General features: G+C 38.7%; 15 protein-coding genes. 2 read left to right on the forward strand and 13 right to left on the reverse strand.

Annotated features, from left to right (window positions below; all coding sequences use genetic code 11):
- Window positions 1-84 precede the first annotated feature (84 nt).
- From PTQ34_RS01390 to PTQ34_RS01415, 6 genes are all read right to left on the reverse strand, one after another.
- Complete coding sequence (locus PTQ34_RS01390; RefSeq protein ID WP_273931682.1) at window positions 85-549, reverse strand: hypothetical protein; 465 nt, start codon at window positions 547-549, stop codon at window positions 85-87.
- A gap of 34 nt (window positions 550-583) precedes the next feature.
- Window positions 584-1543 carry a methionine ABC transporter ATP-binding protein gene (locus PTQ34_RS01395; RefSeq protein ID WP_273931683.1) on the reverse strand — a complete coding sequence of 320 codons (960 nt, stop codon included), beginning with the start codon at window positions 1541-1543 and terminating at the stop codon, window positions 584-586.
- Complete coding sequence (locus tag PTQ34_RS01400; RefSeq protein WP_273931684.1) at window positions 1544-2362, reverse strand: hypothetical protein; 819 nt, start codon at window positions 2360-2362, stop codon at window positions 1544-1546.
- Between the two features lie 32 nt (window positions 2363-2394).
- Window positions 2395-5139, reverse strand: coding sequence for a valine--tRNA ligase (locus PTQ34_RS01405; RefSeq protein WP_273931685.1), 2745 nt, complete (start codon window positions 5137-5139; stop codon window positions 2395-2397).
- A 303-nt stretch (window positions 5140-5442) separates the two neighbouring features.
- A complete protein-coding gene (locus PTQ34_RS01410) occupies window positions 5443-5781 on the reverse strand; it encodes a heat shock protein transcriptional repressor HspR (RefSeq protein WP_273931686.1) in 339 nt (112 codons plus the stop codon).
- A 9-nt stretch (window positions 5782-5790) separates the two neighbouring features.
- Window positions 5791-6675: a DnaJ C-terminal domain-containing protein gene (locus tag PTQ34_RS01415; protein WP_273931687.1), complete on the reverse strand. Its 885-nt coding sequence runs from the start codon at window positions 6673-6675 to the stop codon at window positions 5791-5793.
- Between the two features lie 185 nt (window positions 6676-6860).
- Here PTQ34_RS01415 and PTQ34_RS01420 point away from each other — a divergent pair, with 185 nt between their 5' ends.
- Window positions 6861-8285, forward strand: coding sequence for a Do family serine endopeptidase (locus PTQ34_RS01420; protein ID WP_273931688.1), 1425 nt, complete (start codon window positions 6861-6863; stop codon window positions 8283-8285).
- A 654-nt stretch (window positions 8286-8939) separates the two neighbouring features.
- Here the strand turns inward: PTQ34_RS01420 and fliE are convergent.
- From fliE to PTQ34_RS01455, 7 genes are read right to left on the reverse strand one after another with little or no spacing between them, the layout of a single operon-like run.
- Window positions 8940-9254, reverse strand: coding sequence for a flagellar hook-basal body complex protein FliE (gene fliE / locus PTQ34_RS01425; RefSeq protein WP_404814895.1), 315 nt, complete (start codon window positions 9252-9254; stop codon window positions 8940-8942).
- Window positions 9255-9302: 48 nt separating this feature from the next.
- The gene (gene flgC / locus PTQ34_RS01430) at window positions 9303-9914 is read right to left on the reverse strand and encodes a flagellar basal body rod protein FlgC (protein WP_273931690.1); all 612 of its coding nucleotides are present in this window, start codon (window positions 9912-9914) and stop codon (window positions 9303-9305) included.
- A gap of 9 nt (window positions 9915-9923) precedes the next feature.
- Window positions 9924-10379, reverse strand: coding sequence for a flagellar basal body rod protein FlgB (gene flgB, locus PTQ34_RS01435; protein ID WP_273931691.1), 456 nt, complete (start codon window positions 10377-10379; stop codon window positions 9924-9926).
- A gap of 54 nt (window positions 10380-10433) precedes the next feature.
- Window positions 10434-10706 (reverse strand): hypothetical protein, encoded by a 273-nt coding sequence (locus PTQ34_RS01440; protein ID WP_273931692.1) that lies wholly within the window; start codon window positions 10704-10706, stop codon window positions 10434-10436.
- Window positions 10707-10753: 47 nt separating this feature from the next.
- On the reverse strand, window positions 10754-10978 hold the full coding sequence (locus tag PTQ34_RS01445; protein WP_273931693.1) for an ORF6N domain-containing protein: 225 nt from the start codon (window positions 10976-10978) through the stop codon (window positions 10754-10756).
- Between the two features lie 18 nt (window positions 10979-10996).
- Window positions 10997-11338 carry an AzlD domain-containing protein gene (locus PTQ34_RS01450; RefSeq protein ID WP_273931694.1) on the reverse strand — a complete coding sequence of 114 codons (342 nt, stop codon included), beginning with the start codon at window positions 11336-11338 and terminating at the stop codon, window positions 10997-10999.
- Window positions 11326-12003, reverse strand: a complete 678-nt coding sequence (locus PTQ34_RS01455; protein WP_273931317.1) for an AzlC family ABC transporter permease — start codon at window positions 12001-12003, stop codon at window positions 11326-11328. Before PTQ34_RS01455 ends, PTQ34_RS01450 begins: the two co-directional genes overlap by 13 nt.
- A 514-nt stretch (window positions 12004-12517) precedes the next feature.
- On the opposite strand from PTQ34_RS01455, the gene PTQ34_RS01460 reads away from it, so the two are divergent.
- Window positions 12518-12733: a 2-C-methyl-D-erythritol 4-phosphate cytidylyltransferase gene (locus PTQ34_RS01460; RefSeq protein WP_273931695.1), complete on the forward strand. Its 216-nt coding sequence runs from the start codon at window positions 12518-12520 to the stop codon at window positions 12731-12733.
- The last annotated feature ends 75 nt before the right edge of the window (window positions 12734-12808 follow it).

Genomic DNA, 12808 nt, shown 5'->3' on the forward strand with positions numbered 1-12808 from the left:
AATTCTAGATTTTGGAATTCTAGAATTCTTACGAAATTTGTATTAGTAATTCTAGATTTTAGGAATTCTAGAATTCCTAGGAATTCACAGCAAAGATTTTAGCAACTCATCTTGCTTGTTCTCCGCTTTGTTTTGCGTAGCGTTTTTAGTATCCAAAAAAGCAAAAGCTCTCATCACATCCACCTTTGCGCTAGGGCTTTTTTGCACCTGCTTTTCATCTTCTAGTTCTTTTGCTGCTTGCATTTGTTCTAAAAGCTGCTTTTTATATGCTTCTAGCATTTCTTCTATGCTAGCAATTGTCCTAGCTTTTTCATCGCCACTTAGTTTAGCCACTTCAAAAATCTGGACAAGCTCGGCTCTTTTTTCTTCTATTTTTTCTTTTATTTTATCCATATTTAGCTTAAAGGCAAGGCGCAAGGGACCTAGTTCTTCAAGGTCTTTTTTAAACTGCTCTACTTTGGCTAGGGTTTTACTAAACTCGCTATTTTTGCCACTTATTTTTTGCTCACTGCTAGTAAGCAGCATAGTATTTTGCCCTATTTTTATCATTTTAGCCCCTTTTTAGGGCTTTTTCAAGCAAATTTTATTCCTTTATTAGCTCGGCTATCACGCCATGAGATTTAGCAAAGTCTAGCACGCTTTTTGCGTCATTTTCTTTTAGGCAGATGATTAGCGAGCCTAGCACATGCTCGCCAAGCCTCTCTAACCTGCCCCACACTATGCTAAACTCTATATCTAAGTGCCTTGCCATATCAGCAATAAATCCTTTTGAAGCTACATTTTCTGGGAAGCTTAAGCGGATATTTATCCCATCGCCAAGCACCTCTGCCTCGCCCAAAAAACCTCTCATCACTTCACTAGGACACAAAAACAGCTCTTCAATGCTGCCTTGTTCTACGATTTTGCCACCATCCATGAGCACAGCACGGCTTGCGGTGCTTTTTATTGCGTCCATTTCGTGCGTTACAAGCACTATTGTGATGCCTAGTTCACGGTTTATACGCTTTAAAAGCTCTAAAATCTGCCTAGTCGTATTTGGATCAAGCGCACTTGTAGCCTCATCACTTAGCAGTATTTTTGGACTTAGCGCAAGGGCTCTAGCTATTGCTATGCGCTGTTTTTGTCCACCGCTTAGCTGGTTTGGGAAAGAACTTGCCTTATCTCTTAGCCCCACAAGCTCCAAAAGCTCATAAACACGAGCTTTAATAGCATTTTCATCATAGCCCCACACACGAAGTGGCAAGGCGATATTTTCAAAGGCGTTTTTTTGCGCTAGCAAGGCAAAATGCTGAAAAATCATACCTATATCACGGCGCAGTTCTTTTAGCTCACGCTCTTTAAGCTCTTTTATCTCTTTACCAAAGACTTTTAAAAAGCCACCTTGATAGCTCTCAAGCCCATTTATACAGCGCAAAAGCGTGCTTTTGCCAGCCCCGCTATGACCCAAAAAGGCAAAAATTTCACCTTTTTTGATATGAGCCGAAATTCCGTGTAAGACCTCGTGCTTGCCATAACTTTTGCTTAAGTTTTCTATTTTTATCACTTAAAAACCTTTAATCCAAGCTTTAAAAGCTCTTTTTTGTAAAAAATCTTCTAAATTTTTTATATTTTTATCATCGATTTCAATGAGATTTAGGGCGTGTTTTTTGTAAAGTGCGATTTTTTCTTTTTTGCGTTTTTCGTATTTTTTACGCTCGGCTTCGTCGCTTTGAACTCCCCAGTACTCGATATATGCCGAGCATGCTGGCACATAAAAATCACACCTTGCCTCAGTCTCTATTGGCAAGCGTTTTTCATAGGCAAAGCAGATCTCTTCGCCGTAGAGATAATCAGCGATTATAACCTCGCTTTTTGAGCGTACTAAATGTCCGCTTTTTGTGCGAAATAGCTCTTTTTGTACTTCTACTTTGTTTTTTGGCTCGGCTTTGCTGGCTGTTTTTGTGGTAGTTTTGCTTTTTGACTCGGCTTTTTTTGTGCTAGTTTTTTGGGGGGTGCGGGGGGTATTTTTTTTCTCGTTTTGAGCTTTAGGAATTCCAGAATTCTTAGTGCTTTTTTGCTCGTTTTCATCCTTGGGAATTCTAGAATTTTTAGTAGTTTTTGGCTCATTTTGAGCCTTAGGAATTCTAGAATTCTTAGGACTTTTTAGCTCGGTTTTATCCTTAGGAATTCTAGAATTCTTAGGGCTTTTTGGCTCATTTTCATCCTTAGGAATTCTAGAATTCTTAGTGCTTTTTGGCTCGATTTTATTTAATCCGTCTTTGGCTGATTTTTTAGCAATAGGCTTTGAGACTACAGCAGCTGTCTTGCTTTTGCTAGCTGTTTTTGCAGCTGTCTTTTGCTCTACTTTGCTTTTCTCACTCATTTTTGCCCTTTACTTTGGGAATTCTAGAATTCCTATATATTTTCCAAGCTTTCAATTTCATTATTTACTTTTTCTAGCTTAGAGGCGGCGATTTGCAAGGCTTCTTTGTTTGTAGCCAAAACATCAGCTGGGGCGTTTGCTACGAATTTTTCGTTACTTAGCATAGCACCAAGCTTTGCTACTTCTTTTTCTAGCTTTGTTTTTTGCGCATTAAGACGCTTTAAAATAGGCGCTGTATCAATGCCAGCAAGCTCAATAAAGCTTTCTAAATTCTCGCTTACATCTCTTACGCAGCCAGCCTTTATCTCGCTTATAAACTCTATATTTTCACATTTTGCTAGCAGTTTGATAAAGTGGCTAAACTCGCTCAAATCAGTATCCCCACGCAAAAACGCCTTAGCAATCTTAGCATTGCCAAGATCAACTACTGCCTTAGCCCTACGAATGCTAACGATGCTCTCTATTACTAGATTAAAGAGCTTTTCAATACTCTCATTTTGCCCTCCAGCCACAGGATAGCGCATTATCATCACGCTTTTTGCACCAGATTCTAGGCTCGTGCCACTCATCTCGTGCCACAAATGCTCGCTAATAAAAGGCATAAATGGATGCAGTAGTTTCATGCTCTCTTTAAAAATAGAGCCAAGCTCGGCTACTGCGCTTTTATCAGCTTTGCTAAGCTCAATTCCCCAGTCGCAAAACTCATTCCACAAAAATCTATAAATCGCGCTAGCTGCGTCATTAAATCTATACTCATCAATGTTTTTTCTCACCTCAGCCACGCAAGCATTAAAACGGCTTAGCAAATAAGCCCCAAGCGGTGTTTTTATCTCGCTTTGCTCTAAATTAGCAAAAGAACTAGCATTCATTAGCAAAAATCTACTAGCATTGTAGATTTTATTTGTAAAATTCCGTGAGATTACCATAGCTTCATCGCTCATGCGTATATCACGGCCTTGGACGCAAAGCATCGTTAGAGTAAAGCGCAAGATATCGGCTGAAAACTCATCAATTTTTTCTAGAGGGTCAACGACATTTCCGCTTGATTTACTCATTTTTTTGCCATCTTTGTCTTTTACAAGAGCATGAAGATAAATATCCTTAAACGGCAGTTCGCCCACAGCCTGCGAGCTTTGAAACATCATTCTAGCCACCCAGAAAAATAGTATATCAAAGCCAGTTATTAGCATAGAGTTTGGATAAAACTCTTTTAAGTCCGTATCAAACCATTTTGAGCCTTTTAAAGCAGCACCATTACCCCAGCCAAGCGTAGAGATCGGCCACAAACCACTAGAAAACCAAGTATCAAGTACATCAGGATCTTGAGTAAAATTATTTCCGCCACATTTTGGGCATTTGCTAGGCTTTTCGGCACGATCTGCCCACTCATGCCCACACTCGCAGTAAAATACGGGAATTTGATGTCCCCACCACAGCTGACGGCTGATACACCAGTCTTTTAGCTCTCTCATCCATGCATTAAAGCTATTTATCCAGTGGCTTGGATAAAACTCGCTTTGCCCCTTATTTACACGCTCTATTGCATCTTTTGCGATTTTGGATTTTACAAACCATTGCTTGCTGATATAAGGCTCTACCACATTTTTACAGCGGTAGCAGTAGCCTACTTGATTTTCGTAGTCTTCGATTTTTTCTACAAAGCCCTTGCTTTCTAGCTTTTTAATGATTTCATCTCTGGCTTCAAGCCTTTCTAAGCCTTGAAATTCCCCACAATGCTCATTTAAAATTCCTTTTTCATCAAAAATTGTGATAAACTCTAAATTATGCCTATTTCCTACTTCATAGTCGTTTGTATCGTGCGCAGGGGTGACTTTCACGCAACCTGTTCCAAAGCTCATATCCACATGCTCATCAGCGATGATTTTTATTTTTCGCCCAAGCAAAGGCAACTCAATAAACTTGCCTATTAAATCTTTATATCTTTCATCGTTTGGATTTACCATGACAGCAGTGTCGCCAAAGTAAGTCTCAGGGCGTGTAGTAGCCACCACGATATAGGGACGCTTGCTCGCATCTTTAGCGGAGCTTGAATTTTGCTCGCTTGATGAATTACTCATTCTATCTGCGCTAGCAAAATTCTGCGCAACCCCCAAATCTGCTTCGCAATCGCCGCCTATCTCGCTATGGTTTGAAGAGCTATTTTCACATAAAAAATATCTCAAATGATATAGCTTACCCTTATTTGCCTTATGTTCTACCTCTACATCGCTTAGTGCGCCATCGTGAGTACACCAGTTTACCATGTAGTTTCCACGCACGATAAGCCCTGCTTCATAAAGATTACAAAAAGCCTCTCTTACAGCATTTTTAAGCCCCTCATCCATAGTAAAGCGCTCTCTACTCCACGCAGGACTAATTCCAAGGCGGCGCATTTGATAGACGATTTGTCCGCCGCTTTTTTCCTTCCACTCCCAAACACGCTCTAAAAACTTCTCTCTGCCTAACTCTTCTTTTTTAATCCCCTGCGCTAAAAGCTGTTTTTCAACCACATTTTGAGTAGCGATTCCTGCGTGATCTAGGCCCGGTTGCCACAGCGTTTTATAGCCATTCATTCTTTTATATCTTGTCATTATATCTTGTAAAGTAAATGTAAGTGCGTGACCGATGTGCAAAACGCCAGTTACATTAGGTGGCGGCATCATTATACAAAAGCTTTTGCCGTTTGCTATATCGGCATTTGCATCTGTTTCAAAATGCCCTCTCTCTTCCCAAATTTTATAGTATTTACTCTCTATCTGCCCTGCTTCATAAGCCATAAATAGTCCTTTAAATAATGATTAAAAATCAGCAATTCTAGCTAAATTTAGCTTAAAGTTTTGGGGGTTAGGGGGTATTTTTATTTGTAATTTATATTTTCTATAATTATAAATATTAGCCTAGAATTCTAGAATTCCCTAGAAAAATTCTAGAATTTCTTAGAATTCTAGAATTCCTAAAAAATCCAAAATTCCTTGGAATTCCTTAGAATTCTAGAATTCCTAGAACTAAAATCTAGAATTCCCTAGAATTGCTTAGAATTCCTTAGAATTCTAGAATTCCCTAGAAAAATTCTAGAATTCCTAGGACTTGCTTTTGCTACCCAAAAAGACTATTTCGTATTTTGCGCTTTTAACCAAAGCATTTTTGCTTGGTTTTTCTTTTAATAGGCTTTCATAGTAGCTAACCTTGCTTTGAAGTTCTAAAATCAGCTTTGCGCCAGCTAGATTAACTCCCATTTGGCGAGTAAGGCGTAGCACCTCACGCACACGCTCAATATCCTCTGCGCTATATAGACGCATTTTGCCATCGCTGCGAGATGGCTCTACTAGCCCTTCTTTCTCGTATTGGCGCAGAGTTTGGGGATGGATATCAAGCATTTTTGCTACTGCGCTGATTAGATATGCTACTTTTTGGCTCATTTTTGCCTCTTAAAGCTCTTTTTTAAGCAGCTCTACAAGCTCTGGGCTAAGCGTGCTAATTTCAGGTAAAATCACACTTACTTCAAGATACAAATCGCCTATTATTCCACTTTTGCGATTTGGGACGCCATAGCCTTTTAGGCGGATTTTTTGTCCGTTTTTTGTGCCAGCAGCGATTTTTAGGCTTACTTCTTTTTTATGCGTTTTAAAGCTAACCGAACCGCCAAAAAGCGCAGTTTTTAAAGGTACTTCAAGCCTAGCTTTTAAATCATCTCCATCACGCTCAAAAACTTCATCACTAGCGATATTCACACTTAGTATGATGTCTGCGCCTCTTGCTGCTTTGCCTTTTAGGCGTAGTTTTTCGCCATTTTGTATGCCAGAGGGAATTTTAAAGTTTACTTCGCCGCCACTACCTCTTATGGTTTTGCTAGCACCATTTATCGCATCAGCTAAGCTTATTGTGATGCTCATGTGCTCGTCATTTGAGCCGTAGCTAGAGCTATCAAAGCCGCTAGCCCCTTGCCCAAAAAAGTCAAATCCACCAAAGCTAGCCCTAGAGCTACCACCTTTAAAACCACTGCTTTTAAAGCCGCCCAAACCACCAAAAAGGCTATTTAAAATGTCATTTATATCGCTGCCACCGCCTTTGTAAAAGTCGCTAAAATCCTGTCCGCCAAACATAGAATCACCGTATTTATCATACTGCTCGCGCTTTTTTTCATCACTTAAAATCTCATAAGCTGCGTTTATTTCTTTAAACTTCTCTTCAGCTTCTGGGCTTTTGTTTATGTCTGGGTGATATTCTTTTGCTAGCTTGCGGTAAGCTTTTTTTATCTCATCGTTACTTGCGCCTTTTGCTACGCCAAGTGTTTCATAAAGTGAATTTGCCATTGTTATCCTTATAAAAATTTTTAAGCCAAAATTATAGCACAAAGTTTAGCCACTTGCACTCAAGTTTGCGCAAAAAAATCAAAAAAATATCTAGAATTCCTTAATAAATTCGCAGTTAAGATTTTATTTATAGCGTATTAAAATCTATTTTTTTATAATTTCGCAACTTACAAAAAAGGACAATGATGAAAAAAATTATGCTAAGCGCAGTTTTAGCAGGCTCGCTAATCTCAAGCGTGGCTGCTGCCTCAATAAGCTTTAAAGACGCAGCAGGCGACTACACAAGAAAAAACCCAGATCAAAGCACCATACTTTCATACTCAAATGTAGTCCTAAGTGCGAAAAAATCAGTGGTAAATATCTCTACAACTCGCACTATAACCAGTGATTTTTCTGTTATGAATCCATTTAATGATCCGTTTTTTGAAGAGTTTTTTGGCTTTAAGTTCAAAAACCCTCACGGCGAACAACAAAAGCAAAAAAGCTCAGCCCTAGGCTCTGGTGTAATCATCTCAAATGACGGCTATATCGTAACAAACAACCATGTAGTAGAAGGCAGTGATGAAATAGTAGTAAGCATGCTAGATAGCCAAAAAGAATACAAAGCCAAAATCGTAGGACTTGATCCAAAAACCGACCTAGCAATCATCAAAATAGAAGCAAACGGACTTGAAGCAATCAGCTTTGGCGATAGCTCAAAGCTACTTGAGGGCGATGTGGTCTTTGCTATAGGCAATCCTTTTGGCGTGGGTGGGTCTGTAAGCTCAGGCATAATCTCAGGACTAAATAAAGACAACATCGGCCTAAATCAATACGAGGATTTCATCCAAACTGATGCTAGCATAAATCCTGGCAACTCAGGTGGCGCGCTAGTTGATAGCCGTGGTGCGCTAGTTGGTATAAACTCAGCCATTTTAAGCCGCAGCGGCGGAAATAACGGCATAGGCTTTGCCATACCTTCAAATATGGTAAAAGAAATCGCTAGCAAGCTCATAAAAGACGGCAAAATCACTCGTGGCTACATAGGTGTGAGCATCGGCAATCTAACAGCTGATATAAAAGAAGCCTACACAAGCCAAAAAGGCGCACTAATCATGGGCGTGGGCGAGGACAGCCCAGCAGCTAAAGCAGGACTAAAAAGAGGCGATCTAATCACAAAAGTAGATGGTAAAGAAATAGAAAACGCTAATGCGCTAAAAAATCTCATCGGCAGCTTCGAGCCAAATAGCGAAGTAGCCGTAGAATACGAGCGTGGCGGCAAGATAAATAAAGTAAAAATCCGCCTAGCAAATATGGACGCACCAAGCGAGCAAAGCACTAATAGTTCTAGTATAAATGGGCTAGAAATCTCAAATCTAAGCAACGAAATCATGCGCAAATACAAACTGCCAGCAAACACAAAAGGCGTGCTAGTAACTGATGTAAAAGAAAACAGCAGTGCTGGCAAACTAGGCTTTGCTAAGGGGGATTTGATAGTTCAAATCAACGAGCGCAGCGTAGAAAATATAGATGCCGTAAAAGACGAAATAGCAAAATCTAAAAAGCAAAACCGCAAAGTAATAGTATGGCTAGTGCGTGGCGGTATGACTATGGCAATAGTGCTAAAATAATCCTTACTTTACTAAAATCTAGAATTCCCAAAGTATTTTGCTAGGAATTCTAGTTTGCAGGAATTTTAGAATTTATTCTAGGAATTCTAGATTTTGAGAATTTTAAATTATAGGAATTCTAGATTATAGAAATTCTAGAATTCCTAAGACTAAAAATACCCCCTAACCCCCAACCAGCGGATGCGAAGCAAAAAAAACACAGATAAAACAAGAGAATTTTAGATTATGGGAATTCTAGATTATCTTGCCCCTAGAATTTTTAGATAAAAATCTAGAATTCCTAGGGACTTTTTGCGTTTATATCATTCGTCATTGCGAGGAAGCAAAGCGACCGAAGCAATCTCTGGGAATTCTAGAATTCTTTATAGAGATCCTCGGGTCAAGCTGGGGGATGACATAGTAGGGAATTCTAAAATTCCCTAAAAATACCCCCTAACCCCCAAAAACGCAGATAAAGCAAGAGAATTGTGTGGTCTTAGGGCGTAGCCCTTATAAAAAGTAGTGGGACAAACCCCACTAAAGCGAGCAAAAATTTAGAATTCCTAAGAATAAATTTAGAATTCCCTAAGTATAAATTTAGAATTTCTGGAGATTGCTTCGCTTCGCTCGCAATGACGAGAATTCTAGAATTCCTAGAATTAAGATTTTAAAAAATTATAGCTGAGTTCTGGCTACTTCTTTGTATGCGCTGATTGCTTTGTTGCGGATTTCTAGCATGAGTTTCATGCTGGTTTCTGCCTTGCCAATAGCAATAGCTGCTTGGTGAAGGTCTGTTATCTCCCCAGTTGCTAGCTCTGCTACTGCCTTATCAGCTGCTACTTGACTTTCATTTAGCTCGCTTAGAGTTTTGTTTAAGATAGTGCTAAACTCGCCACTTTTTTGCGCTGGGGCTGGCTGGCTACTACTAAGCCTACCGATAGAGCCAACACCAGAGCTTATAGAGCCAACACCAGAGCTTATAGAGCCTATGCCCCCCGCACCTGCGCCCACTGCGCCGTTTATTATATCACTCATTTATTATCCTTGTCTTAACATATCTATTGCGCTAGTTGCGATGTTTTTGGCACTTTGAAAGGCAGCCACATTCGCTTGATACGCCCTTGTTGCTTCTATCATATCGGCCATTTCTATTACTGGATTTACATTTGGCATCATCACGTAGCCACGCTCATTGGCATCTGGATGCTGTGGGTCGTATTTCATGATAAAATCACTATCATCACGCACGACTTTATCTACAACAACGCTCATCATCGCAGGGCGAGGAAACTGCGGCGCTGCTGGGTCATCAAGGGGATTTTCATACCCTAGATAATCAATACCATTTGGCCCACGCAAAATCTTATTTCCAAGGGCTTTTTGCATTTCTTCTTCTACTATATTTGTAGTATTTAGCACATTTTTGCCCTCAGTAAAACCTTGTATATCACTGGTTTTTTCTTTTAGCTTAGCATTTAGCTGGGCGCCAAAATCAACAGCCTTAAACACTACCTCACGCCTGCGGTAAGGCCCACCTTCTGCTGTGCGAGAGGTGTTTGCGTTTGCGATGTTTGAGCTGATGAGATTCATACGAAATCTCTGAGCACTTAGACCATATCCGCTTATATCAAAATCACTTAAAAATGCCATTTTTTAACCTTATCCAGACACTCTGCCACTAGCGTCAATAACGCTTGTAAAGATACCGCCAAGCTTCTTGCTAGCGCTATCTAGGGCTTGTATCATTATGCTATTTTTGCTTAGTTCGCTGGTTTCTATATCAAGGTCCACTGTGTTCGCATCATTTCTTGCCATGTGTCCATCACGCAAGAAAATAGTAGGATTTATCGCCTTTGGAAAAAGCTCAAGCGCGTCAAAATGCTTTTCGTTTGTTTTGGCTAGTTCTAGCTTTGGCTCGTTTTTCTCAGATCCAAGCTTGTAAATCTCACGCTTTTGCTGTGCTAGGGCTGTCTCAAAATCCACATCGCGCGCTTTGTAAAATGGAGTATCGATGTTTGCGATATTTCCAGCGATGAGATTTTGGCGAAGCACACGAGACTCGGTAGCGGCGACTACTAGGGCTTTTGACTTGTTTGGACTAAATCCTGCGAACATTTTTTTCCTTTATTTTTGATACGCTTGTATAAGCAAATTTCGTTCCAAAATTGCCTATTTTTTGCTCTTTTTTATGGTATGTTTAAACTTCAACATAGCAAAATTTAGCTCTATTGTAGTTTCTGATTCATTAGTAACTAAATCATCATCTAAAATTTCAGCAATAATTTCTCCACTTTTTGCCATAATTCCTGCTTGTTCTTTTTTGTTCGTAGTGGTTGAAATTGCTTTTATGTTTTTTGAAAGCTCTTTAATTTTAGCGAAAGTTTCTATAATATTTATTGTAGTTTCTACAGCTTTAGGGCTAGTTAATATAGTGGCTAACATATATAAACCTTTTTCGCTAAAAGCCTTTGGCTTCGCACTTGAGTGCTTTAAGTGCTAAACCGGTCGAAATTTTCGACCAGTTTATCTTTTTGATTTTTGTCTATTTCTATTATATAGCCTTTAGGAAATCTAGCAGGGTTGTTTTTGGCAGCTTCATTGATACGCTTTGTGCTTACTCCATATAGATTAGCCACATCGCGATCTAGTAAGTATTTACCGCCATTTATATCTAAAATCAAATCTTCAATATTAGAATGTTTTACAATATTCATCGCTATCCTTTTGATGCGTTATAAGTCACTAAATCCATCTAGAATTCCCTGCGCTTTTGCCCACATATAAAGCATATATAAAATCGTACTAAGCGCAATGCTAAGCAAAAAGTTTTTACGCCACAGCTGCAAGACAATAGCCAAAATAGCGCAAAACACAGCCACCCCAAGCCCTAGCCCACTTACATTAAGAGAGTTTATGGCATAAACTAGCAAGATTGCCATTATCACAATGCCGCTGTTTTTTTGTAAATACAGCAGATTTTCGTTGTTAGTGTTTTTTTTAAAGACAAAATACGCCAAAAAACGAGTAAGCGCAGTCGCCACGCCAGCTACAATAGTGTAGGCTAAAAGCTCCATTTGCGCTCCTTTTTAAAGGCTAGCAATAAAATAAGTGCGCTCATAATCGTGCCAAAAAGATAGTATTTTGCAGGAAATACAAAAAGCCCCACAAAGGCACAAATAAAGGCAAAAGCTAGGATTTTGGCATTTGGGTTTTGGCGAAAAATCTCAAAGCCGAGCACCGCAAAGAGTGCTACAAGGCTAAACTCCACCCCAGCATAGCTGAATCTTAGCTCGCTAGCTGTGATCGCCCCAGCCACAGTGGCAATAAACCAATAAAACTGATTTAAAAAAGCTGTGAGCGCAAAAATGCGAGTTTTATCACCTGTAACCTGCCCTTTTGAACGCAGCAGCGCAAAGGTCTCATCAGTAAGCGCAAACATAAAATAATACCGCCACGGAGCTTTTATTAAGCGAATTTCAGGCAGCAAGCTAAGAGTGTAGAAAATATGCCTGAAATTTAGCAAAAATGAAGCAACAAAAACCTCGATCAAAGTCGCATTGCCAACGATCAGCGCTACTAGCAAAAACTGCCCGCTACCAGCATAAACAATAAGCGAAGCCAAAGCCACCCAAACTGGCGCAATCCCGCTACTACTAGCATAAAGCCCAACAGCAAAACCCAAGGCCCCATAACCAAACATCACTGGCAAAGAGCTTTTAAAAATCTCAAAATTACTCATAAAAACCTGATTTTGATAAAAAGTTTAGTAAAAATAAATTGTGAATAATAGCATAAAATCTAGAATTCTTTTGCTATATTTATATAAATTAAAACATTGATTAATTATATTTATAGACTTAGCAATGCGAGCATCAATTAACTAATAGAATATTTAGGATCATTGTTTTAAAAGATTAAAACTAACTAAGACATAATATATCATAATAAATATATTACCTAATTATATATTTGATAGTTTATTAAATTATCACACAAATTAACATTAAAAAATAAAGATTATTTAGGTTTATGCAAGCCAAAATATTAAGTAAATTTAAAGGAATAAAAATATAAAATTACCCAAATAATTAAAAACCATAAATTTATATTTAATAATAAAGCTAAAAATAGATAGAGTTTTATTAAACCAACAAGAAAATTCTCTATCACTTAATTAACTATTGTTTTAAATAGTGATTACAATTTATACAAAGAGATGTTGAAAGAGATATTGTAAGATATCAAGGAAAATTATGAATATCGCAGTTTTGCTAGCAGGTGGTATTGGGGCTAGGCTTGGTGCTGATAAACCAAAGCAGTTTGTAGAAATCTTAGGCAAACCTATGATTTTATATGCTATGGAAATATATAATAAATCAACTCAAATTGATGCTTTAGAGGTGGTTTGTTTAAAAGAATATATTGATTTTGTTTGGAATCTTAAAAAAAACATAATATTACAAAATTAAAATGGGTTGTTGAAAGCGGTTCAACTTGTCAAGAATCTACCAGAAATGGAATTTTTGCCTTAGAAGGTCTAGTAA

The sequence above is a fragment of the Campylobacter magnus genome, assembly GCF_028649595.1.
Classification (GTDB): Bacteria; Campylobacterota; Campylobacteria; order Campylobacterales; family Campylobacteraceae; genus Campylobacter; species Campylobacter magnus.